A 21502-nucleotide genomic window follows, 5' to 3' on the forward strand; every position below is an offset into this window, starting at 1 on the left:
GTCACCGGGTGGTCGGGCTGCTCGAAGACCTCCACGATCCACACCCGGCCGTCCGCCGAGCGCACCGCGCCCAGGCCGACGACGCTGACCTGCGGGCGCAGGACGTTGTCGCGGTGCGCGGGCGAGGCCATGAAGGCGCCGTGCAGCTGGTCGGCGTCCGCGCCGACGCCGACGTTCTCGGCGTAGAGGCGGTAGCCGGCCAGCTGGTGGGCGAGGTCGGGGTTGTGCTGCAGGCGGCTGTCGCCGGCCATCCGGAACGCCCAGTCGGTGGCGACGCGGTTGGCCTCCTCGGTGAGGACCAGGGCAGGCAGCCCGGCGGAGGTGCGGGCCGCGTTGACGAGCTCGTAGGAGCGCCAGGCGGCGGCGCCGTCACCGGTGGTGGCGGGAGCCGCGTGCGCCGCGCCGGCTCCGCCGGCGACGGCGGCGGCAGCGGTGAGGACCGCGGCGAGGCCGAGGGCGCGGCGGGTGCGGGCAGGGCGGCGTGCGGTGTCCACGGGGACCTCCGGGCGGTGGGGGCGGCGACGTGCGTTCCCCTCCTGGCTCGGCCGCCCGCGCCCGTCCCTTTAACCCGTACGGGTGATCGGGTGCGCCCGGTCACCGCCCGCCGGTCACCCGCCGGTCCCCCGCCGGCCGGCCCGCGGCTCAGCCCGCGAGGTCCAGCGTGTGGGCCGTGTGGTCGCGCTTGGCGCGCAGGTAGGCCGCGTTGGCGGCCGACAGGTGCACCCCCGTCGCCACCCGCCGCTCGACCCGGACGCCCAGGCGCTGCAGCTGGGCGGCCTTGTCGGGGTTGTTGCTCAGCAGGTCCACGCGGTGCGCGCCGAGGGCGGTGAGCATCTGCGCGGCGGCGGTGTAGTCGCGCTCGTCCTCGGCGCGGCCCAGGGCCAGGTTGGCCTGGTAGGTGTCCATCCCGGCGTCCTGGAGGGCGTAGGCGTCCAGCTTGGCGTACAGGCCGATGCCGCGGCCCTCCTGGCGCAGGTACAGCAGGAGCCCGCCGACGCCGGCGATGCGCTCGACGGCCTCGCGCAGCTGGGGCCCGCAGTCGCAGCGCTGGGAGCCGAAGACGTCGCCGGTCAGGCACTCGGAGTGCGGGCGCACCAGCGGCGCCGGCCCGCCGGCCGCGGAGCGCCGCAGCGCGCCCTCCCAGTCGCCCAGGCCCAGGGCCAGGTGCTCGCGGTCGTCGGCCAGGCCGGTGAAGGTGTGGACCTGGGCGGTGGTGGCGTAGCCGTCGGGGAAGCGCAGCGGGACGCTCACGCTGGTGCGGACGACGGCGGTGGGGGAGGTGGACACGGTGCTCCGTTCGGTGCGCGTTCGACGCGTCGTCGACCCTAGGTCGCAGAACTTGAGGCGTCAAGGACCATGACGGGACGTGCGGGTCGTCCCGGAGTAGGTTCGAGGACGTGGAAGGTGCCGAACGACGTCCGCTCCGCACGATCAGCTACAACCTGCACGAGGGGCGCGCGACGACGGAGCTGGTGGACCTCGCGGTCGCCCACGACGCGGACGCCCTGTGCCTGCAGGAGTGCGACACCCTGCGCCTGCCGGACACGGTCGGCCCGCTCGTCCTGGCCGGGGCCACCCAGCGCAACCGGCTCGGCCTGGCGCTGTACTACCGCCCCGACCGGCTGCACGCGCACGGGCACGAGATGCGGCCGCTGCGCCGCTCCATGCACGACCGCGTGCTGTCCCCGGCGCACGAGCGGCTGCTCGCGGTGCGCTTCGAGGACCTGGCCTCCGGCGGCGCGCTGCTCACCCTGGCCTCCATCCACACCGCGCCGCTGTCGGCGACCAACGCGATGCGCCGCCACCAGATCACCGAGGCGCTGGGCGCCATCCGCTCCGCCGCGCACGGCAGTTCCTCGCTCGTGGTCGGGGACTTCAACTACCCCTGGTTCGCCAGCTCGCTGGCCCGGCGGCTGGGCGAGCAGGGCTACGAGCTCTCCCACAGCGACCTGCCCACCTACGTGCGCAAGAGGTTCCGTGGCCACTTCGACTTCGCGGTCTCCGAGGGCATGCACATCGAGTCGGTGACGACGCTGCAGCAGGCCGGCTCCGACCACCTGCCGGTGCTGGTGCAGGCCCAGGTGAACGCCGCCGTCCCCGCCTGAACCGCGCCCGGGCGGGGGCGCGGCCTCCTCACCCGGCGGGCGGCAGGTGCCGCTCCCCGGGGCCGTCGTAGTCCGACAGCGGCCGGATGAGGGCGTTGTCGGCGCGCTGCTCCACCACGTGCGCGCTCCAGCCGACGACCCGCGCGGCCACGAACAGCGGCGTGAAGACGTCGGTGTCGAAACCCAGCAGGTGGTAGGCGGGCCCGGCGGGGTAGTCGAGGTTCGGCGCGATCCCCTTGGCGGCGGTCATCGCCTCCTCCAGCGCGTCGTAGAGGTCCAGCAGGTCCTCGCGCCCGCGCGCGAGCGCCAGCCGGCGCAGCGCCTCGTGCATGGTCGGCACCCGCGAGTCGCCGGAGCGGTACACGCGGTGCCCGAAACCCATGACCTTGCGGTGCTCGGCGAGGGCGCGCTCCAGCCAGGCGCGGGCCCGCCGCGCGGCGCCCTCGCCGGGGCCGATCTCCTGGAAGACCTCCCAGACGGCCTCGTTCGCGCCGCCGTGCAGCGGTCCCTTGAGCGCACCGACCGCCGCGGTCACCGCCGAGTGCAGGTCCGACAGCGTGGAGGTGACGACGCGCGCGGTGAACGTCGAGGCGTTGAAGGAGTGCTCGGCGTACAGGACCAGGGAGGTCTCCAGCGTGCGGACGGCGATCTCGTCGGGTTCCTCGCCGAGCGTGGTCCACAGCAGGTTCGCGGCGTAGCCGAGGTCGTCGCGCGCCGGTACCGGCTCCAGGCCCCGGCGGTGGCGCTGCACGTGCGCGAGCACCGCGGGCAGCACGGCGAGCAACCGCTCCGCCTTGGCCAGCTCCGCCGCGGGCGAGCCGTCGCCGGCGGCGGGGTCGAGCGCGCCGAGGACGCTGACGGCGGTGCGCACGACGTCCATCGGGTGCGCGTGCGCGGGCAGGCCGTCGAGGACGCGCAGCAGCGCGGGGTCCGGTGCGCGGCCGGCGCGCTCGCGGGCCCGGAAGGCCGCCAGCTCCTCCTGCGCGGGCAGTTCCCCGCGCCACAGCAGCCAGGCGACCTCCTCGAACGAGCAGCGCGCGGCGAGCTCCTGCACGGGGTACCCCCGGTAGAGCAGCGAGTTCGTCTCCGGGTCGACCTTGGAGACGGCCGTGGTGCCCGCGACGACGCCCGCCAGCCCCCGCCCGCTCACCGGTTCCCCTCCAGGCTGAAGTCGTGGATCCCGGAGTCGAACACGGAGTACCCGGCGTAGTCGACGAGGTCGTACAGCTGCGCGCGGGTCTGCATCTCGGGCACCTTCCCCTCCAGGGTCCCCGCCGCGGCCAGCTCGCCCAGGGCGCGGTCGGCGGCGCCCATCGCCAGCCGCAGCAGCGAGACGGGGTGGATGACGATGCGCACGCCCGCGTCGCGCAGCTGCTCGTGAGTGAACAGGTCGCTGCGGCCGAACTCCGTCATGTTCGCCAGCACCGGCACGTCGAGGGCCGAGCAGACCGCCTCGAACTCGGCGAGGTCCGCCATCGCCTCGGCGAACACCGCGTCCGCTCCCGCGTCGGCGAACTGCTTGGCCCGCGTCAGCGCCGCCTCCAGCCCGGGCCGCCCGGGGATCGTGCCGCGGACGTCGGTGCGCGCCACCACGAGGAAGTCGCCGTCGCGGCGCGCGTCGACGGCCGCGCGCACCCGCCGCAGCGCGGTCTCCCCGTCCACGACCGCCTTGCCCTCCAGGTGCCCGCAGCGCTTGGGGTTCACCTGGTCCTCCACGTGCAGGCCGGCGACGCCGGCGTCCTCCAGCGTCTGGACGGTGCGCGCCACGTTGAGGGGTTCGCCGAAACCGGTGTCGGCGTCGACGAGGACGGGCAGGTCGGTGGCGCGGGCGATCTGCGCGGAGCGCGAGGCGACCTCCGTGAGCGTGGTCAGGCCGATGTCGGGCAGCCCCAGGTCGGCCGCCAGCACCGCCCCGGAGACGTAGACGCCCTCGAAACCGTGCCGCTCGACGAGCTTGGCCGACAGCGGGTTGAAGGCACCGGGGAAGCGCAGCAGCCCGTCCCCGCGCAGGGCGGCGCGCAGGCCCGCCCGCTTGGCGCTCGGCGTCGTCGTCGAGTTCAGCACGGCAGCTCCTCAGAACAGTCCGGTCGGCGGTGGTGGTGCGGTCTCCAGCAGCCCGGGCGCCGCCACGACGCCCAGCTCCCGCACGCCCGCGGCGTCCAGCCGCGGCAGCCGGCGGGCCAGGTCGGTGAACCTGCGGACCTCCGCCGCGGTGAGGACGCCGTCGGCGAGGGTCGCGAGCTTGGCCTCGTACTGCGCGCGGGTGAAGGGGTGCGCGCCGAGGGGGTGGGCGTCGGCGACGGCGATCTCGTCCACCACCGTCGAACCGTCGGCCAGGGTGGCGACGACGCGGGCGCCGAACGCCTTCTGCGCCGGGTCGGTGGCGTGGTAGCGCGCCGTCCACGCCGGGTCCTCCGCCGTCGACACCTTCCGCCACAGCGCGACGGTGTCGGGGCGGCGGGCGCGCTCGGGGGCGTAGGAGTCGACGTGGTGCCAGCCGCCGTCCTGCAGCGCGACGGCGAAGACGTAGGGCACCGAGTGGTCGAGCGTCTCCCGGCTGGCTCCCGGGTCGTACTTCTGCGGGTCGCCGGAGCCGGAACCGATGACGACGTGGGTGTGGTGGGAGGTGTGCAGGACGATCGAGGTGACGTTCGCGGGCTCGCGCAGCGCCGGGTGCTCGCGGTGCAGGCGGCGGGCGAGGTCGATGAGCGCCTGCGCCTGGTACTCGGCGGAGTGCTCCTTGGTGTAGGTGTCCAGGATCGCGCGGCGGGGTTCGCCGGGTTCGGGCAGCGGCACCCGGTAGACGGCGTCCGGGCCGTCGAGCAGCCAGGCGACCACCCCGTCCTCGCCCTCCCAGACCGGCGCCGGGCTGGTCTGCCCGCGCATCGCCCGGTCCACGGCCTCGACGGCGACCTTGCCCGCGAAGGCGGGGGCGTACGCCTTCCACGTCGAGATCGCGCCCTTGCGCGACTGCCGCGTCGCGGTCGTGGTGTGCAGCGCCTGGCCGATGGCCTGGTAGGTCGTCTCCACGGGCAGGCGCAGCATCGCGCCGATCCCGGCCGCCACCGCCGGGCCGAGGTGGGCGACGTGGTCGATCTTGTGCTCGTGCAGGCAGATCGCCCGCACGAGGTCGACCTGCACCTCGTAGGCGGTGACGACCCCGCGCAGCAGGGCGGCGCCGTCGAGGCCGAGGTGCTGGGCGACGGCCACCAGCGCGGGGACGTTGTCGCCGGGGTGGGAGTAGTCGGCGGCCAGGAAGGTGTCGTGGAAGTCCAGCTCGCGCACGGCGACACCGCCGGCCCAGGCAGCCCACTCCGGGGAGGTGCGGACGTCGGTGCCGACGACGCGGGCACCGGCCCCGCCGCGCGAGGGCGGGTGCGCCAGCGCCTGGGCGCGGGCGGCGGCCACGGGCGGGCGCAGCAGCGCGGCCGCGGCCACGGCCGCGTCGTCCAGCACCCGGTCGACGACCGCCTCGGCGACCTCGTCCTCGACGGGCACGTCCTCGGCGGCGAGCTCGGCCAGCTGCCAGGCCAGCTCGCCCTCGCGGGGGAAGCCCTCGTCGCTGCGGTGGACGCGCAGCTCGTGCAGCCTCACGCCCCCACCTCCTCGCGCCGCGCCCGCTCGGCGCGCAGCTGCTCGCCGAAGTGGGTGCGGCTGCGGTGCAGGTGCACGTGGACGGCGTGCGCGGCCAGGTCGGCGTCGCCGGCGGCGATCGCCTCGGCGATCAGCTGGTGCTCGGCGGCCGCCGCGCGCAGCCGGGCGGGGTCGTGGCGGGCCAGCCGGCGGATGCGGACCAGGTGCGTGCGCACGGAGGCCAGCGCCTGCTGCAGCCACGGGTTGGCGGCGGCGGCGTCGACGGCGGCGTCGAACTCGGCGCTCAGCGCGTAGCAGCGGTCCAGCCCCGCCTCGGAGTCCAGCAGCCGCGGCGCGGCGGCGAAGGCGTGCGCGAAGCGCTCGAAGGCCCCGGCGTCGCGGCGGGCGGCCGCCAGCCGGGCCGCCTTGACCTCCAGCGCCTCGCGCAGGTCGTAGAGGTGCTCCAGCCCCTCCACGTCCAGCGGAGCGACGACGAGGCCGCGCCCGGCCAGCGGGCGGGCCAGGCCCTCGGCGACGAGCCGGGCGAAGGCCTCGCGCACGGGGGTGCGGGAGACCCCCAGCCGCTGGCTCTGGTCGACCTCCGCGAGGACCGCGCCGGGGGCGAGCACCCCGTCCAGGACGTCCTCCCGCAACCGGGCGTAGGCGCGCTCGCTCGCCCGGACGTGACCGCTGCGCCGCGACTGTGCATGCACGGGCCGACTGTGGACCCCTCAGGACGGCCCGTCAAGCACGCTGTGCATGCACAGCGGGGGTCACCGGTGCCGTCCACACGCCGACGAGGGCGTCGACGAGGCCGTCGGCGCACTCGGCCCAGCTGGCGCGCGCCGGGGTGCCGCCCTCGGCCAGCACCCTCTCGCGCTGGGCGAGGACGTGGACGGTGAGCAGCCGGGCCATGTCGTCGCGCTCGGCCCGCACCTCGGGCGGCAGCCCGGGCAGGCACGAGCGGAGCCCCGCGACGACGGCGCGCAGCGCCGGGGAGCGCAGCGCGTGCTCGACGACGAGGGCGTGCCGGCGCGGGTCGGTGGCCAGCTGCGCCGACAGCCGGGCGTACCAGGTGGGGCTGCCCAGCTCCTGCAGGTGCTCGGCCGTCGGCCGCACGAGGCAGCCGGCCCAGTCGCGGATCCCGGGGGAGCTCCCGACCTCGGCGAGCATGCGCGCGCGGATCCGCTCCACGGGTGCGGAGCGCCGCTCGACGATCGCCGCCACGAGGTCGGCCGCGGTGCCGAAGTGGTAGCCGACGGCGGCGTTGTTGCCCTGCCCCGCGGCCGCGCTGATGCGGCGGTGGGAGACGTTGTCGAGGCCGTGCTCGGCGAACAGGCGCTCGGCCGCCTCGATGATCGCCGTCCTCGTCGCCTCGCCCCGGCCCACGCCGCCCCCCTCGCTCGCCCGCACCCGCCCGCACCCCGCGACGGCCATCGTCCCGCGCCCGCCGGAGCGGCAGCGGGGCCGGGGTCAGGGGCGGCAGGCCCGCCAGACGCGGTCGGCGGTCATCGGCAGCTCGCGCAGGCGCACGCCGACGGCGTCGCGCACGGCGTTGGCCAGCGCGGGGGCGACCGGGTTGTAGGGCGCCTCGCTCATCGACTTCGCCCCCAGCGGGCCGATGGTGTCGCAGGTGTCGGCGAACAGGACCTCCGTCTCGGGGACGTCGTCCAGGCGCGGGACGTAGTACTCGCGCAACGTCGTCTCCGCGCCCGCCCCGTCGGCCCCGGCCCGCACCTGCTCGAAGAGGGCGGAACCGATGCCCTGGGCCACCCCGCCCTCGACCTGCCCGCGCAGCTGCACGGGGTTCAGGACGGTGCCCGCGTCGACGGCGTGCACCGAGCGCAGGATCCGCACCTGCCCGGAGTCCACGTCCACCGCGACCCGGAAGCCCTGCACGTCGAAGGCCACCGACCGCAGCGCCGCGTCGTCGCCGCCGTCCGCGGACGGCCCGGACCCGGTGCGGCGCACGCACTCGGCGTGGACGGCGGCCAGCGGGACCGACGCGGCACCGCAGCGCACCCCCTCCGGGCCGAGGGCCACCTCGTGCGGCTGCGCGCCGAGCAGCTGCGCGCCGACCTCGCGCACCCGGTCGGCCAGGCGCTCGCAGGCCACCAGCAGCGCCTTGCCGGCGACGACCGAACCCGCCGAGCCGAACGCCCCCGTGTCGTGGCGGACCGCGTCGGTGTCGGACTGGCGCAGCCGGACCCGCTCCGCGCTCGTGGCCAGCGCCTGGACGCCGATCTGCGTCAGGACGGTCGTCGTGCCGTTGCCGAACTCCGCGGTGCCCACCGACAGCTCCCACGTCCCGTCGGCCAGCAGGCGCGCGCGGGCGTCCGCGAAGTGCCCGCGCGGCGGGGTCGTGGCGATCATCGACAGGGCCATCCCGGTGCCCACCCGCCACGAGGGCCCGGCGGGGGCGGGTTCCCCGCCGCGGCCCAGGGCCTCCTGCACGAGGTCCAGGCACTGGTCGAGGCCGTAGCTGCCGTAGCGCAACCCGTCGTCGCCCTCGGAACCGTCCTGCGGCAGCGAGGTCACGACGAACGGGTCGCCGGGGACGACGACGTTGCGCCGGCGCAGCTCGAAGGGGTCCATGCCCAGCTCGCGGGCGAGGTCGTCCAGCGCCGACTCGATCGCGAACACCACCTGGCCCAGCCCGTAGCCGCGGAACGCCCCCGACGGCTGGGTGTGCGTGTAGGCGGCGCGCGCGTCGACCCTCTTGTTCGGCACCCGGTACGTCGCCACCGACTCGTGGCAGCCGTGGAACATCACCCCCGGGGAGTGGTTGCCGTACGCGCCGGCGTCCACGAGGACGTCCACCGCCAGCGCGGTCAGCACCCCGTCCCGGCCCGCGCCCAGGCGCACCGCCACCCGGAACGGGTGCCGCGTCGGCAGCGCCGACAGCGCCTCGGCGCGGGTCGTCTCGTGCTGCACGGGCCGGCCGGTGCGCAGCGTCGCGAGCGCGACGAGGTCCTCGACGAGCATCTCCTGCTTGCCGCCGAAGCCCCCGCCGACGCGGGGCGCGAGCACCCGCACCCGCTCGCGCTCCAGGCCGAGCACCCGCGCCAGCTCGTCGCGCACGAGGAAGGGCACCTGGGTGCTGCTGCGCACGACGAGGCGGCCGCCGTCGTCCAGCCAGGAGACCGCGGAGTGCGTCTCCAGCGCCACGTGCGAGACGCGCGCGGTGCGGTAGGTGCCGCCGACGGTGAACTCCGCCCGCGCCAGCGCCTCCTCCACGTCGCCGACCCCGCCGTGCAGCTCGGCGACGAGGTTGCGCTGCGGGTCGGCGATGCGCGAGGCGGCGGCGTCCTTGTCGCCGTGCACCAGCGGCGCACCGGGTTCCAGCGCGGCCTCGGCGTCGAGCACCGCGGGCAGCGGCTCGTACTCCACGGCGAGCAGCCCCAGCGCCCGCTCGGCCAGCGCCGGCGTCTCGGCGACGGCCGCGGCCACCCGCTGGCCGCGGTGGCGCAGCACGGGGTCCAGCACGAGCGTGTCGTCGGGGTCGTCGAGGCGGTTCTCGTGGCGGCCGGTGGAGAACAGCACCGCCGGGACGTCCTCGTGGGTGAGGACGAGGTGCACGCCGGGCAGGGCCCGGGCCGCGCTCGCGTCGACCGCGGTGATCCGCGCGTGCGCGTGCGGGCTGCGCAGGACGGCCAGGTGCAGCGGGGCGGTCGGCGGCACCGCGCCGTCGGCGGGGTCGCCGGTGAGGTCGAGCGCGTACGGCTCGGTGCCGGTGACCACGCGCCGCGCCGCCGGGGCGGCCACCCGCTCCCCCACCGCGCCGCTGCGGGGCAGCGGCTCGACCGCGTCGGCGGTGACGGCGTCGCGGATCGAGCGGTAGCCGGTGCAGCGGCACAGGTTGCCCTTGAGGTGCTCGGCGAGGTCCGCGCGCTGGTCGTCGTCGAGGGCGGAGGCGGTGACGACCATGCCGGCGGTGCAGAAGCCGCACTGGAAGCCCGCGGCGTCGACGAACCGCTGCTGCAGCGGGCTGAGGTCCTCGGCCGTGCCCAGCCCCGCGACGGTGGTGACCTCGCGGTCGGCGGCGCGCAGCGCCGGGTACAGGCACGAGTGCACCGGGGAGCCCTCGACGAGGACGGTGCAGGCGCCGCAGTCGCCCGAGTCGCAGCCCTTCTTGACCTCCACGTGCGAGGTCTCGCGCAGCAGGGTGCGCAGGCACTGCCCGGCCCGGGGCTCCACCTCGCGGGCGGTGCCGTTGACGACCAGCTTCACGACAGCTCCTCCACGACCTCGGCGGCGAACCGCAGGGTGCTCGCGCGGCGCCAGTCCAGGTCGCCGTGCACGTCCTCGAACCAGCCGGGCCCGTCCTCGACGGCCGCCTCCACCTGCGCGACCAGCTCGCGGGCGGCCGGCACCGCGGCGTGCCGCAGCACCACCGGCCGCGGCGTGGAGGCGGTGACGGTGAGCGCGAAGGCCCCGCCCTGCTCGCGGCGGCCCACGACGAGGGCGGCCGAGCGGCCCAGCCGGGCCCGCGACAGGCGCCGGAACGCCGTCCTGGCCCGCAGCGCCCGCGCGGGCAGCCGCACCGCGCGCAGCACCTCGCCCGGCGCGAGCGCGGTGCGCCCGTCGCCGGTGACGAGCTCGGCGACCGGCAGCCGGCGCACCCCGCCCTCGCGCGGCCACAGCTCCGCCACGCCGTCGAGGGCGCTGGTCAGCGACGTCATCGCCCCGGCCGGCAGCGCCGTGCAGACGTTGCCGCCCACGGTGGCGACCGCGCGGACCTTGAAGGAGGCCAGCAGCGCGCGCGTGCACTGGCGGAACAGCGGCCGCGCCGCCCAGTCCGGTGCGAACGGCACGTCGGCGAGCGCGCCGATGGGGCACGTCGCGGCGATCCGCAGGCCCTGCTCGTCCACCTCGAAGGGCTCCCAGCCGAGCGCGGTGAGGTCGACGAGGGCGCGCAGGTGCGGCTGCGGCACCGAGAACAGCCACGTGCCGCCGGCCAGCAGCGCGGTGTCGGCGGCGCCGCGGTGGGCACCGGCGAGGGCGGCGCGGTCGCGGACGGGGAGGATGGCCTCGACCGTGGTCAGGTCCACGGCGTCCCCCCGGCCTGCGAGGAGGTCCCGTGCGGGTGTCCGACCTCGCGCGCGCGGGGCTGGGGCTGCGGCTGCTCACCGCGCCCGACCGCGCGCTGGACCGCCCGGTGACGGGCACCACGACGATCGACCTGCGCGAGCCGGGCCGCTACGTGGCCGTGGGGCACCTGGTGCTCACCGGCCTGGCGTGGCGGCGCGGGGCGGGCGACAGCGAGGCGTTCGCCGCCTCGGTGGACGCCGCGGGCGGCTGCGCCCTCGCCGTCGGCGAGGGGCTGCTGGGCGGGGTGCCCGACGACGTCGTGCAGGCCGCGCGGCGCCTGGGGCTGCCGGTGTTCGCGGTGCCCGCGGACGTCGCCTTCCACCGCGTCAGCGCGCACGTGGACGCCGCGCTCGGCGCCGGCGGCGACGTGGCGCAGCGGCTGCTGGCCGGGGCGGCGGCCGGGCGGCCGCTGGCCGAGCTGGCCGACGGCCTGGGCGGGGTGCGGGTGCTCTCGCCGACCGGGCGGGTGCTGGCCGGGCCGCCGCTGGAGGAGGAGGAGCTGGACGCGCTGTTCGCCACCGGCGCCCCGGGCCGGCGGGTGGGGCCGGGACCGGACGGCTGGTGGCTGGTGCCGGGCGCGGACCCGGCCGAGGCGCTGCTGACGGCCTTCGCGGGCATCGTCGCCCTGCACCGGCGGGTGCCGCAGCCGGCCGCCGCGCCCGACGGCGACGTCGTCGCCGTCGCGGTGGACGACCCGACGCTGCTGGGGCTGGTCGCCGACGCGGTGGGCGACCTCCCGCACGAGGTCGTGCCCGGGCAGGCGCACGTGCTCGCCCCGGCCGGCGCGGGCGAGGTCCTGGAGCGCCGGCTGCGGCGCACCGCCGCGGTCCTGGACGGGCGCCGGCTCGTGGTGGGCGTCGGCCGGGCCGGCGGCGACCGCGACGACGCGCTGGCGGGCGCCCTGCGCGCGCTGCGCACGGCCCGCGCCCTGGAGGGACCCGTCGTCGTCGAGCACGACCGCGACAGCGGCGACGTGCTGGACCTGCTGCGCGCGGTGCCGCTGCCGCAGCGGCGCGAGTTCGCGCGCGCGGTGCTCGCCGGGGTGCTGGAGGACGACGAGCTGCTGACGACGCTGCGCACCCATCTCGCGGGCGGTTCCTCGCCCACCCGCACGGCCGGCGCGCTGCACGTGCACCAGAACACCGTGCGCTACCGGCTGTCCCGGGTGGAGGCGCTGCTGGGCCGGGACCTGCGCGACGTCGACGACCTGGTCGACCTGCGGGTCGCGCTGCGCCTGCTCGACGGCTGAGCGCGGTGCGCCCGCGGCCGGGTCAGTAGTCGACACGGCCCACGCTCGCCAGCCAGGCGTCGAAGGGCGCCGGGGACCCCTCGTCGCGCTGCTGCTCCACGCGCAGCGCCCACTGCGAGCGCGGGGTCTCGAACAGCTCGTAGAACGCGCGGTCGTCGAAACCCCCGCGGGCGGCGTCGTCGCGGTCGGCCGCGTAGACGACGCGCTCCACCCGCGCCCACAGCGCCGACGCCATGCACATCGGGCAGGGTTCGCAGCTGGAGTACAGCGTCGCCCCCGCCAGGCTGAACGTGCCCAGCTCCCGGCAGGCGGCGCGGATCGCCTGCACCTCCGCGTGCGCCGTCGGGTCGTTGTCGCGGGTCACCCGGTTCTGCCCGGTCGCCAGCACCGCGCCCTCGCGCACGAGCACCGCGCCGAAGGGACCGCCGCCGTCGGCGACGTTGCGGGTGGCCAGCCCGACGGCCCGGTCCAGGAACAGCGCGTCCTGCGCGGGAGGCGTCACCGCTGCCACGCCAGCGGTGCCTCGGGGACGTCGTCGCGGGCGACGACGGCCTGGATGAGCCCGTACGGGCGGTCGTCGGCGTGGAACACCTCGCCGGCGTTCTCCACCCCGAACCGGGCGGTGTCGTAGAGGAAGTGGTGCTTGTTCGGCGCGGCCAGGCGCACCTCCACGACGGCGGGCACGGCCTCGACCGCCGCCCTGCCCATGTGCCACAGCGTCTGCTGCAGCGCCAGGGAGTGCAGCGTCGCGAACTGCGCGACCATCGCGGCCCGCACCGCGTCGTAGGCGGCGTCGAAGCCGAACCCGTCCTCCAGGCAGGTGGCGTCGTAGCGCCACTGCGCCACCAGCGAGGTCGCCATCACGCGGTCCGCGGTGGGTTCCAGCGTCGTGTACCCGTCGACGAGGAAGTCCCGGAACTCCGAGCCCGTCGACTTCAGCAGGGTGAGCTCCTTCAGCCCCGCCACGACGTGCACCTGCTGCTCCGCGCCCGTCCCGGCGACCGTGGCGGCCGCCGTGCGGACCTCGCCGCCGGAACGGGTCCAGGTGTGGTCGTGCTCGGCGCCGTCGACGACGGCCCGCGTCCACAGGTGGGAGTCGACATCGATGCGCGCGCAGGAGACCGGTTCCACGTCGTCGACGAAGTGGCGCGCCAGCTCGAGGGCGTACCCCTCGACCGTGGCGATCCCCTTCTCCTTGGCGTAGGAGTAGATGGTGTTCTTCTGCGTGTCGGTGGGCAGGACCTTCGACTGGTCGCCCCTCAGGTAGGCGTCGGCGAAGTCGCCGCGCAGCGTCGAGGTGACGTTCAGGTCGACGATCTCGTGCCGCGCGGCGTCGCGCTGGAAGCGCACGACGCGGTTCTCGGCCTTGCCGTACTGGTGGCCCGCCAGGACGATCGCCACGCTCTCAGCTCCCTCGGTAGGTCGAGTAGGCGAACGGGGACAGCAGCAGGGGGACGTGCAGGTGCGCGCGGCCCCCGGCGTCGACGGGCGCCGCGGTGAAGGCCACCACGACCTCCGGGTAGAACGCCTCGCGGCCGGCCGCGGCGAACCACTCGCCCGTGGCGAAGCGCAGCCGGCAGGTGCCCGGCGGCAGGTCCTCCGCGAGGCGGGCGCGGCCGTCGGCGTCGGTGACGGCGCTCGCGAGGAGGTTCCCGCCGGCGTCGGTGAGCACCAGCGCGAGACCGGCCGCGGGCGCTCCCGCGACGGCGTCCAGGACGTGGGTGCTCAGGCTCGTCACGCCGCCGCCCCCGCCAGCGCGCGCTGCAGCCGCAGCCGGGTGATGGCGGCCAGCTCGCGGCGCAGCACGGCGCGCTCGGCGGCGGGGTCGTTGCCCAGCCGCGAGCGCAGCACGCCCAGCAGCTCGTCGGCGCTGCGGCCGGACGCGCACACCAGGTACACGTGCCCGAAGCGCGCCTCGTACTCCCGGTTCCCCTCGGCCAGGGCGGCCAGGACCGCCTCGTCGGCGGCCAGGGCGGCGGACTGCTCGCGGCGGGAGTCGGCGCTCGCGGAGCGCTCGCCGATGCGCGGGTGCGCGGCCAGGGCGGTGTCGACGTCGTCCTCGGAGGTCGCCGCCAGCTCCTGCTCGGCCGCGGCGAGCAGCGCCTCGCCGGTGCCGAAGGGGCGCCGGGCCGCCACGCGGGCCGCCCACGCGGGGGCGTCGCAGCAGGAGCGCAGCAGCCGCTCGAACCGCTCGTCGTCCATCGCGTCCAGGTCCACGGGCGCTCCCCTCTCGTCCCGTCCAGTCTCGCCGTGCCCCACCGCGGTGCGCAGCCACCGAACCTCCGAACGTCGGCGGCCCGGGCGGCGGCTGCGTTGGCGGAACCTCCAGCGCGCCGGCCGCCGGCGCCCGGCGCGGAAACGCCGCCGAAACGCGGTGGTCGCGCGGCGCGGGCGGGTGCGCGTGGTGGGATCGCGGGGTGCGCGTGGCGGGGGTCGTCCTGGCGGCCGGCGAGGGCCGGCGGATGGGTGCGCCCAAGGCGCTGCTGCGCCGGCCCGACGGCACGACGTGGGCCGCGCGCGCGGCCGCCGCCGCCCGCGCCGGCGGCTGCGCCGACGTGCTCGTGACGCTCGGCGCGCGGGCCGCGCAGGTGCGCGCCGGCCTGCCGGGCTGGGTGGTGGCCCTCGAGGTGCCGGACTGGCGCACCGGCCGGGCGGCGGGGCTGGCGCTCGCGCTGCGGCACCCGCTCGTCGCGGACGCCGACGCCGTCCTCGTCACGCTCGTCGACCTGCCCGGGGTGGGCGCCGGGGACGTGCGGGCGGTGCTGGCCGCCGGCGCCGAGCGCGGCCCGCAGGCACTGGTGCGGGCGGTCCGCGACGGCCGCGGCGGGCACCCGGTGCTCCTCGGCCGCGCGCACCTGCCGCGCGCCCTGGAGCTGGCGGGCGCCGGCCGCGGGCTGCGGGAGCTGCTGGCGGGCCCGGGGGTGCGGACCGTCGAGGTCGCCGGGGCCGTGCGCGACGCCGACGTCCCCGCCGACCTGCCGCCCGGCACGCTGCTGCCGCCGGCCCCCGATCGGTGATCTTCCACGGTGCACCGCGGAAGATCACCGATCGGACGGGGCGGGGTGTCGGAGGCCGGGCCTAGCGTGCGGGCATGACGACGCTGACCGGCCGACCGCGCACCGCCCTGCTCGTGATCGACGTCCAGCGCGGCGTCGTGACCGGCAACCACGACGTCGAGCGCGTCGTGGCGAACATCGCCACCCTCGTCGGGGCGGCCCGCGCGGCGGGCACGCCCGTGGTGTGGGTGCAGCACTCCGCCGACGACCTGCCCCGCGGCAGCGAGGCGTGGCAGCTCGTGGCGGAGCTGTCCCCGCTGGAGGACGAGCCGGTGGTCCACAAGCGCCACGGCGACTCCTTCGAGGGCACCGACCTCGAGGACGTCCTCGCCGCGCGGGGCGCCGGCCGGCTGGTGGTGACCGGCGCGCAGACCGACGCGTGCATCCGCTCGACGATCCACGGGGGCTTCACCCGCGGCTACGACGTGACGCTGGTGACCGACGCGCACACCACCGAGGACCTCAGCGCCCACGGGGCGCCGCCGCCGGCCCAGGTGATCGCGCACACGAACCTCTACTGGGGCTTCCAGAGCGCTCCCGGGCGCACGGCGGCCACGGCGGCGACCGCCGAGGTGGTCTTCCCGCCGGCCTAGGCGCGGGCCAGCCGGTCGCGGCCGGCGCGCTTGGCGGCGTACAGGGCCGAGTCGGCGCTGGCGTAGAGGTCGCGCGCGGCGCGGGCGTCCTGCGGCACCGCCGCCAGCCCGGCGCTGATGGAGAGCGGGACGCGCCGGCCCCCGGGCAGCACGAGCGGCGCCTCGCGGACGGCCTGGACGAAGCGCTCGGCGCGCTCCACGGCGACCGCGGGCGGGCAGTCGGGCATGAGGACGGCGAGCTCGTCGCCGCCCATGCGCGCCACCACGTCGTGCTCGCGGCAGTGCTGCGCGATCAACCCGGCGACGTGGGCCAGGGCGGCGTCCCCGCCGAGGTGGCCGTGGGTGTCGTTGACGCACTTGAAGCGGTCGATGTCGATGACGACGAGCGCGGCCGGGGAGCCGGCGGCGGCCACCTGCTCGGTGGCGGCGTCGAGGACGCGGCGGGTGACGAGCCCGGTGAGGGGGTCGGTGCGCGCCTGCCGGCGCAGCTGCTCCACGAGGCGGTCCTGCTTCCACGCGCCGCGCGCGAGGGTCGCGGTCACGAGCACGAGCAGCGTGGCCGTGTAGGCGGAGGTCGTCACGGCCTCCTGGCGCGGCAGCAGCACCCCCGCCACGACGGCGTCCGCGGCGATGGTCGCGGCGGTCACGACGACCGCGCCGCCCGTGCGCAGCTGGCTGGCGGCCCAGATGACCGGCACGGTGAAGAACGCGCGGCCGGTCACCCCGGCGTCGCGGGTGACGAGGTCCAGCCACAGCACGGTGGCGCTGCCGCTCAGCGGGGCCAGGACCACCAGCGGGGCGGTGACGACGACGGGCAGCAGGAGCAGGGCCGCGGACAGGGCGACGAGGGAGCCGGTGGCCACCAGCTCCGGCCAGTGCAGCTCACCGGTGGCGGACCACGTGGAGCCGATGCACGTCACGGACGTCGCCAGCAGCGCGATCGAGGCCCAGGCGCGCGCCGAGCGCGGGTTGCGGGCCCCGAGCGAGGCCAGCGCGGAGCGCCACCGGGGGGTTCGCGGAGGCGGGCGCACACCCGGTCATCGGGTGCCGGGGGGACGACCTCGAGCGGGCGGAAGGGTGATGCTGCGCGCCGAGCCCGCTGGAGGGGTGGCGCGAGGGGTGGCGCGAGCGTGCGGTGGAACGACCGGGGCCGCGGGGGCGTTGCGCCGGCATGCCGACACGCCAGCGCCTGGGGCCCGGACCCGACCACCCGATCACCGTCACGCCCACCGGCCGCCGCGTCGTGGTGCGCGTGGGGGGCACCGTCGTCGCCGACACGCGGGCGGCGTTGACGCTGCAGGAGTCCACCTACCCGGCCGTGCAGTACGTCCCGCTGGTCGACGTCGACCCCGCCGCGCTGCGCGGCAGCGGGACGCGGACGTGGTGCCCGTACAAGGGGGAGGCCTCGTACCGCTCCCTCGTGGTGGGGGGCGCGGAGCTGACCGACGCGGTCTGGACCTACGAGGAGCCCTCCCCGGCGGTCGCGCCGATCGCCGGCCACGTGGCCTTCTACCCGGACCGGGTGGACGTCGCGGTCGAGGGCTGAGGGCCGCAGCGACCGGCGCGGGGCCGGCGCGGCGTCGGCGCGGGGTCAGCGCAGGTGGCCGGTGACCACCGAGCGCAGGTGGCCGTCGGTGGTGCTGCGCAGGTGGCCGTCGCTCTTGACGGTGGTCTTCACGGTGGTGCTCTTGACCGCGGTGGTCTTCACGGCGGTGGGGGCCGAGGCGGCCGAGGCGGCCGGGGCGAGGGAGGCGCCACCGGCGAGCAGGGCCCCGGTGACGAGGGCGGCGGCGGCGAAGCGGGGCAGGGACACGGCGTTGCTCCTGTGCGTCGACGAGAGTCGGAACCCGGCGTCACCGACACCCCAGGCATCGGCGCCGTCCGGGGCCCCCTTGAGCACCGGGCGGGCGCACCGCCGCACGCCGCGTCGACCGCGCGGGCCGCGGGGTCACCCGGGAGGGCTCACCCGGGGGCGTCGAGCGCGAGCCGCATCTCCACCTCGGAGCGCGCCGGGTCGAGGGCGTAGGGCACGCGCACACCGGTGTCGCGGAACCCGCGGCGCTCGTAGAAGGCCCGCGCCCGGGCGTTGTCCTCGTGCACGTGCAGGGTGACGGCGTGCGCGCCCTCGGCCCGCACCCGCTCCAGGACCGCGGTCAGCAGCCGGTCCGCCGTCCCCGCGCCCCGCTGGGAGGCGTCGACGAAGACGGAGACGAGGAAGACCCCGCGCTCGGGGTCGGTGAAGGTGCTCATCGTGCCGACCCAGCGACCGCTCGCCTCGTCGACGGCGACGACCGCCGAGCTGCCCGGCAGCGTCGTGCGCCGGGCGCGGAAGCGCCACTCGGCCTCGTCGTGGGCGCGGGCCTGCTCCAGGGTCTCCATGAAGGCGATCGGGGTGTCGGCGAGCATCCGCAGCCGCAGGTCCCGGAAGAGTTCCCAGTCGTCCTCGGTCACCGTGCGCAGCGCCACTCCCACCCGGGCAGCCTAGAGGTGGCGCACTTCGGCACCACGTGCCACGCTCGCGGTGTTTCCTCGACGCGGAGGGCAGAGCGGTGAAGACCTCGACACCGGTGGGGACCCAGGCGGACCAGCTGCAGGTCACCGAGGACGGCAAACCCCTCGACGCCGTGCGCGGCACCCGGGCGGGCGACCTCGACCTGCGGCGGACCGTGCTGTGGTGGAAGGGCTTCGAGGAGCAGGTCGTCTCCCGGCAGCAGGAGCTGCACGGCATCGGCGAGGACGTCGTGCTGGCCGCGCAGGCCGCCGACACCGCGCTGCAGGAGTCCCCGCCGCGGCTGGCGGGCGAGGTCTTCAGCGCTGTCGCCGAGGGCTTCTCGACCGTGCCGGGCGAGGTCCCCCGGCTGCTGGTCCCCTGGTTCGCCGAGCTGGCGCGCTCGATCGGCCGCGAGGTGAGCACGCGTTCGCTCGCCGACGCGGCGGGGGCGGGCGTCACCGCCGTGCAGCGCGCCGGCGCGCCCCCGGCGGGGACGCCCTCGCTGCTGGACGCGCTGGTCCCGGCCGCCGAGGCCCTGGTGGGCGCGGAGGCGGCGGGCGTGCCGGCCGTCGCGGCCCTGCACGCGGCCTACCGGGCGGCGGCCGACGGCACCCGGCGCACCGTCGAGGACGGGACGGTGGACCCCGGGGCGCTCCTGGTGGCGTGGTTCTTCGAGCGGGGGACGGTGGTCTGACCCCGCCCGGGAACCGCTCCGGAGGTACTTGCACTTTGAAGGACTAGTCGCTACGGTCGACGAGTCAGTTGAAGCTGCAAACATCTTCCGGAGGTTCCCATGGGCTGGTTCGGCAGGAACAAGGACGTCGGCACCACCACGACGAGCGCCCCGGCCGCGGTGCTCGCGCTGCCCGCCGTCCCGGGCTACCGGGCCGGCAGCTGGACCATCGACGCCTCGCACTCGGAGGTGTCCTTCACCGTGCGGCACATGGCCGTCAGCAAGGTCCGCGGCCGCCTGGGCAGCGTCTCCGGCGAGATCGTCACCGCCGAGGACCCCGCGGACTCCAAGGTCCTCGCCGAGGTCGACGTCACCTCCATCACGACCTTCAACGAGCAGCGCGACGCCCACGTCAAGAGCGGCGACTTCTTCGAGGTCGAGACCCACCCCACCGCGCGGTTCACCTCCACCGCGCTGCGCCACGACGGCGACGGCTTCGTCCTCGACGGCGACCTGACCCTCAAGGGCGTCACCCGCCCCGTCACCCTGGCCGTCGAGGTCTCCGGGTTCGGCCCGGACGCCTACGGCGGCACCCGCGTCGGCTTCTCGGCCAAGGGCCAGATCAACCGCCGCGACTTCGGCGTCGAGTTCGACGCCCGCCTGGACAACGGCGGCCTCGTCGTCTCCGACAAGGTCGACCTCGAGCTCGACGTCGAGGCCGTCCTCAACGCCTGAGGGAACGCCTGAGGGCCGCAGCCGCGCCCGGCTCCGGTGAGCGCACCGGAGCCCGGGGCCGGCGCCGCAACCGCCCGGCCACCGTCGCGAGCATCGGGCCGCGCGGCGAGGTCGCCATGAGGGCCAGGTCCGCCGCCGGGCCGCTCGCACCGTCGAGGAAACCCAGCACCCGCTGCACGGGGTTGCGCCGGAACAGCTCCACGAAGAAGCGCGCACCGTCGACGCGACCGGTGGCCAGCGCCTCCAGGACCAGCGAGTCCATGAGCAGGTGCCGGCGGCCGTGGGCCGGTGGCAGCACCAGCGGCCCGCCCCGCACGGCCTGCGCGGCCAGCGCGTCCGCCTGGCGCTGCAGCGCGCTGAACGCGTACCCCGTCGACGGGCGCACCGACCCCGAGGCCGCGCCCCAGCGCAGCACCCCCGCGCGCGGGTCCGGCGGGAAGCGCGCGTCCGTCATCGGGATGACGCCGCGCTCCTCGGCGAGCACCTCGTGCGCGCCGATCCCGCTGCGCCGCAGGTACTCCTCCAGGCGGTCGGCGTACTGCCCGGGGGGCAGCAGCTGCGCGGAGAACTCGGTGTACTCCACCAGCGCCTCGGTCGGCGACGTCGGCAGCACGTACCCGAACGCGACCCCGCCCGCCGGCTGCGGGGTGCGGAAGTCCATGAGCGTCGCCGTGCGCACGTCGAAGACCGGCCGCTCGGTGCGGACCCGTCGGCCCAGGAAGTGCTGCAGCAGCAGCGTCCGCCCGCCGGCCGGGACCGGCACCGGCCGCGTGTCGACGACCTGCGCCCCGGTGCGCCGCGCCAGCGCCGCCACGTCCTCGACGACGACCTCGTGCACCGGCACGCCCGCGCGCTCCAGGCGCCCGCGCACCGCCTCCTCCACGTCGACCGAGCGCAGCATCCGGTAGCGCCAGCTCCCCAGGTCGGCCACCACCTCCTGCCCGTCGGCGCCGACCACGCGCACCCGCGACCAGCGCGCGACCACCAGCGGCCCGAACGGCCCGGGACCGCCGGGCGGCCCCCACGTGCACCAGGTGCGCTCCTGGGTGCGCTGCGCCGCACCGCGCGGGGCCTCGAACACCTCCAGCGGGACCCCCGTGCCGGCCAGCCGCCAGGCCAGGCTGGCGCCCGCCGCGCCGAGGCCGACGAGCGCGACCGGCCGGGGCGCGCGCGGCCCCCTAGGGTTCGGCACGGCAGGTGACCGTTCGGGAAGGGGACGACGTGCAGCTCATCACCGGGTTCAAGGACTTCATCCTCCGCGGCAACGTCATCGACCTGGCCGTGGCCGTCGTCATCGGCGCGGCGTTCACCGGCATCGTGACGTCCATCGTGAACAACCTCATCAACCCGCTCATCGCCGCGATCGGAGGAGCGCCGAACCTGCAGGAGCTGTGGTCCCCGCAGATCGGCGGCGCGGAGTTCCGCTTCGGCGCCGTCCTCGGGTCGATCCTGAACTTCCTCATCGTCGCGGCCGTCGTGTACTTCGCGATCCTCACCCCGGTCAACCGCCTGCTGGCGCTGCGCAAGCAGGGCGAGGTGGCCGCGCCGCAGGCGCCCGCCGAGGACGTCCTGCTGCTCACCGAGATCCGCGACCTGCTGGCCGAGGGGTCCGGCCGCAGCACGCCCACCACCCGCCGCGGCGACGGCTGAGGCGGCTGCCGCGGCGGCTCAGCCGTCGGTGTCCCGCGCCGCGCCCGCGGCGTCCCCGGGCTCGATCTCGACCCCGGCGATCGGGTTGCCCGCACCCGTGCCGTCGGCGGCGTCGTCGTCCAGGGTGAACGGGTCGTCGGCGGTGGGGGTCGGGCTGGGCAGCGGGCCGCCGTCGGAGGCCCGGGCGTTCTCGCGGCTGCCGGACTCCTGGACGCGGCGGACCTCGGCGTTGCCACGGGGGTCGACGCCGCCGGCGCTGGTGGGTTCGGTGCTCACGGGCCCCACC

The 21502-nt window shown here is 76.8% G+C and carries 25 protein-coding genes and 1 pseudogene; 8 read left to right on the forward strand and 18 right to left on the reverse strand.

Features of this window, described 5'->3' with window-relative positions:
• Together GTQ99_RS26660 and GTQ99_RS05855 are read right to left on the reverse strand one after the other, a co-directional pair.
• A partial coding sequence (locus GTQ99_RS26660) for a CAP domain-containing protein (RefSeq protein WP_166614803.1) occupies nucleotides 1–494 on the reverse strand: 494 nt, incomplete at its 3' end.
• Between the two features lie 148 nt (nucleotides 495–642).
• A complete protein-coding gene (locus GTQ99_RS05855; RefSeq protein ID WP_166614804.1) occupies nucleotides 643–1287 on the reverse strand; it encodes a GTP cyclohydrolase II RibA in 645 nt (214 codons plus the stop codon).
• A gap of 110 nt (nucleotides 1288–1397) precedes the next feature.
• On the opposite strand from GTQ99_RS05855, the gene GTQ99_RS05860 reads away from it, so the two are divergent.
• Nucleotides 1398–2105: an endonuclease/exonuclease/phosphatase family protein gene (locus GTQ99_RS05860; protein ID WP_166614805.1), complete on the forward strand. Its 708-nt coding sequence runs from the start codon at nucleotides 1398–1400 to the stop codon at nucleotides 2103–2105.
• Between the two features lie 28 nt (nucleotides 2106–2133).
• Here the strand turns inward: GTQ99_RS05860 and GTQ99_RS05865 are convergent, their stop codons facing one another.
• The 7 genes from GTQ99_RS05865 to GTQ99_RS05895 all read right to left on the reverse strand — a co-directional run bounded on the left by GTQ99_RS05865 (nucleotide 2134) and on the right by GTQ99_RS05895 (nucleotide 10729).
• Nucleotides 2134–3255 carry a bifunctional 2-methylcitrate synthase/citrate synthase gene (locus GTQ99_RS05865; protein ID WP_166614806.1) on the reverse strand — a complete coding sequence of 374 codons (1122 nt, stop codon included), beginning with the start codon at nucleotides 3253–3255 and terminating at the stop codon, nucleotides 2134–2136.
• Complete coding sequence (prpB, locus tag GTQ99_RS05870; RefSeq protein WP_166614807.1) at nucleotides 3252–4169, reverse strand: methylisocitrate lyase; 918 nt, start codon at nucleotides 4167–4169, stop codon at nucleotides 3252–3254. The genes GTQ99_RS05865 and prpB overlap by 4 nt, the downstream gene beginning before the upstream one ends.
• Nucleotides 4170–4178: 9 nt before the next feature.
• Nucleotides 4179–5699 (reverse strand): MmgE/PrpD family protein, encoded by a 1521-nt coding sequence (locus tag GTQ99_RS05875; RefSeq protein WP_166614808.1) that lies wholly within the window; start codon nucleotides 5697–5699, stop codon nucleotides 4179–4181.
• Nucleotides 5696–6391: an FCD domain-containing protein gene (locus tag GTQ99_RS05880; RefSeq protein ID WP_166614809.1), complete on the reverse strand. Its 696-nt coding sequence runs from the start codon at nucleotides 6389–6391 to the stop codon at nucleotides 5696–5698. The genes GTQ99_RS05875 and GTQ99_RS05880 overlap by 4 nt, the downstream gene beginning before the upstream one ends.
• A 31-nt stretch (nucleotides 6392–6422) precedes the next feature.
• Nucleotides 6423–7067 carry a TetR family transcriptional regulator gene (locus GTQ99_RS05885; RefSeq protein ID WP_205706863.1) on the reverse strand — a complete coding sequence of 215 codons (645 nt, stop codon included), beginning with the start codon at nucleotides 7065–7067 and terminating at the stop codon, nucleotides 6423–6425.
• Nucleotides 7068–7151: 84 nt separating this feature from the next.
• Complete coding sequence (locus GTQ99_RS05890; protein WP_166614811.1) at nucleotides 7152–9908, reverse strand: molybdopterin cofactor-binding domain-containing protein; 2757 nt, start codon at nucleotides 9906–9908, stop codon at nucleotides 7152–7154.
• The gene (locus GTQ99_RS05895) at nucleotides 9905–10729 is read right to left on the reverse strand and encodes an FAD binding domain-containing protein (RefSeq protein WP_166614812.1); all 825 of its coding nucleotides are present in this window, start codon (nucleotides 10727–10729) and stop codon (nucleotides 9905–9907) included. The genes GTQ99_RS05890 and GTQ99_RS05895 overlap by 4 nt, the downstream gene beginning before the upstream one ends.
• 29 nt (nucleotides 10730–10758) lie before the next feature.
• Between GTQ99_RS05895 and GTQ99_RS05900 the strand changes: the two genes are divergently transcribed.
• Nucleotides 10759–12018: a helix-turn-helix domain-containing protein gene (locus GTQ99_RS05900; protein WP_166614813.1), complete on the forward strand. Its 1260-nt coding sequence runs from the start codon at nucleotides 10759–10761 to the stop codon at nucleotides 12016–12018.
• A 22-nt stretch (nucleotides 12019–12040) separates the two neighbouring features.
• On the opposite strand, the gene GTQ99_RS05905 is transcribed toward GTQ99_RS05900, so the two are convergent.
• Genes GTQ99_RS05905 through uraD form a run of 4 tightly spaced genes read right to left on the reverse strand, consistent with a single transcriptional unit; the run spans nucleotide 12041 to nucleotide 14220 of the window.
• A complete protein-coding gene (locus tag GTQ99_RS05905) occupies nucleotides 12041–12520 on the reverse strand; it encodes a deaminase (RefSeq protein ID WP_166614814.1) in 480 nt (159 codons plus the stop codon).
• Nucleotides 12517–13419: a factor-independent urate hydroxylase gene (gene pucL, locus GTQ99_RS05910; protein WP_166614815.1), complete on the reverse strand. Its 903-nt coding sequence runs from the start codon at nucleotides 13417–13419 to the stop codon at nucleotides 12517–12519. Before pucL ends, GTQ99_RS05905 begins: the two co-directional genes overlap by 4 nt.
• A 4-nt stretch (nucleotides 13420–13423) precedes the next feature.
• Nucleotides 13424–13756: a hydroxyisourate hydrolase gene (uraH, locus tag GTQ99_RS05915; protein WP_166614816.1), complete on the reverse strand. Its 333-nt coding sequence runs from the start codon at nucleotides 13754–13756 to the stop codon at nucleotides 13424–13426.
• Nucleotides 13753–14220 carry a 2-oxo-4-hydroxy-4-carboxy-5-ureidoimidazoline decarboxylase gene (uraD, locus tag GTQ99_RS05920; protein ID WP_166614826.1) on the reverse strand — a complete coding sequence of 156 codons (468 nt, stop codon included), beginning with the start codon at nucleotides 14218–14220 and terminating at the stop codon, nucleotides 13753–13755. The genes uraH and uraD overlap by 4 nt, the downstream gene beginning before the upstream one ends.
• A 215-nt stretch (nucleotides 14221–14435) precedes the next feature.
• Between uraD and GTQ99_RS05925 the strand changes: the two genes are divergently transcribed.
• Together GTQ99_RS05925 and GTQ99_RS05930 are read left to right on the forward strand one after the other, a co-directional pair.
• Nucleotides 14436–15035 carry an NTP transferase domain-containing protein gene (locus tag GTQ99_RS05925; protein ID WP_166614817.1) on the forward strand — a complete coding sequence of 200 codons (600 nt, stop codon included), beginning with the start codon at nucleotides 14436–14438 and terminating at the stop codon, nucleotides 15033–15035.
• Nucleotides 15036–15109: 74 nt separating this feature from the next.
• Nucleotides 15110–15667 (forward strand): cysteine hydrolase family protein, encoded by a 558-nt coding sequence (locus tag GTQ99_RS05930; protein ID WP_166614818.1) that lies wholly within the window; start codon nucleotides 15110–15112, stop codon nucleotides 15665–15667.
• Here the strand turns inward: GTQ99_RS05930 and GTQ99_RS26665 are convergent.
• Complete coding sequence (locus tag GTQ99_RS26665; RefSeq protein WP_166614819.1) at nucleotides 15664–16698, reverse strand: diguanylate cyclase; 1035 nt, start codon at nucleotides 16696–16698, stop codon at nucleotides 15664–15666. The two genes, GTQ99_RS05930 and GTQ99_RS26665, sit on opposite strands and share 4 nt — an antisense overlap.
• A gap of 140 nt (nucleotides 16699–16838) precedes the next feature.
• On the opposite strand from GTQ99_RS26665, the gene GTQ99_RS05940 reads away from it, so the two are divergent.
• The gene (locus GTQ99_RS05940; RefSeq protein WP_166614820.1) at nucleotides 16839–17213 is read left to right on the forward strand and encodes a DUF427 domain-containing protein; all 375 of its coding nucleotides are present in this window, start codon (nucleotides 16839–16841) and stop codon (nucleotides 17211–17213) included.
• A gap of 45 nt (nucleotides 17214–17258) precedes the next feature.
• Here the strand turns inward: GTQ99_RS05940 and GTQ99_RS05945 are convergent, their stop codons facing one another.
• The gene (locus GTQ99_RS05945; protein WP_166614821.1) at nucleotides 17259–17480 is read right to left on the reverse strand and encodes a hypothetical protein; all 222 of its coding nucleotides are present in this window, start codon (nucleotides 17478–17480) and stop codon (nucleotides 17259–17261) included.
• Nucleotides 17481–17629: 149 nt separating this feature from the next.
• Nucleotides 17630–18139, reverse strand: coding sequence for a GNAT family N-acetyltransferase (locus GTQ99_RS05950; protein WP_205706864.1), 510 nt, complete (start codon nucleotides 18137–18139; stop codon nucleotides 17630–17632).
• 77 nt (nucleotides 18140–18216) lie between these two features.
• Between GTQ99_RS05950 and GTQ99_RS05955 the strand changes: the two genes are divergently transcribed.
• Both GTQ99_RS05955 and GTQ99_RS05960 read left to right on the forward strand, forming a co-directional pair.
• Nucleotides 18217–18852: a DAK2 domain-containing protein gene (locus GTQ99_RS05955; RefSeq protein WP_166614822.1), complete on the forward strand. Its 636-nt coding sequence runs from the start codon at nucleotides 18217–18219 to the stop codon at nucleotides 18850–18852.
• A 99-nt stretch (nucleotides 18853–18951) separates the two neighbouring features.
• Nucleotides 18952–19566: a YceI family protein gene (locus tag GTQ99_RS05960; protein ID WP_166614823.1), complete on the forward strand. Its 615-nt coding sequence runs from the start codon at nucleotides 18952–18954 to the stop codon at nucleotides 19564–19566.
• Here the strand turns inward: GTQ99_RS05960 and GTQ99_RS05965 are convergent.
• Nucleotides 19556–20758, reverse strand: coding sequence for a lycopene cyclase family protein (locus GTQ99_RS05965; RefSeq protein ID WP_166614824.1), 1203 nt, complete (start codon nucleotides 20756–20758; stop codon nucleotides 19556–19558). The two genes, GTQ99_RS05960 and GTQ99_RS05965, sit on opposite strands and share 11 nt — an antisense overlap.
• 5 nt (nucleotides 20759–20763) lie before the next feature.
• Here GTQ99_RS05965 and mscL point away from each other — a divergent pair, with 5 nt between their 5' ends.
• Nucleotides 20764–21216, forward strand: coding sequence for a large conductance mechanosensitive channel protein MscL (gene mscL / locus GTQ99_RS05970; RefSeq protein WP_338074756.1), 453 nt, complete (start codon nucleotides 20764–20766; stop codon nucleotides 21214–21216).
• Between the two features lie 18 nt (nucleotides 21217–21234).
• Here mscL and GTQ99_RS05975 read toward each other — a convergent pair.
• Nucleotides 21235–21502: pseudogene (locus GTQ99_RS05975) on the reverse strand (hypothetical protein); the annotation flags it as partial.

It is taken from the genome of Kineococcus vitellinus, assembly GCF_009906315.1.
GTDB lineage: Bacteria > Actinomycetota > Actinomycetes > Actinomycetales > Kineococcaceae > Kineococcus > Kineococcus vitellinus.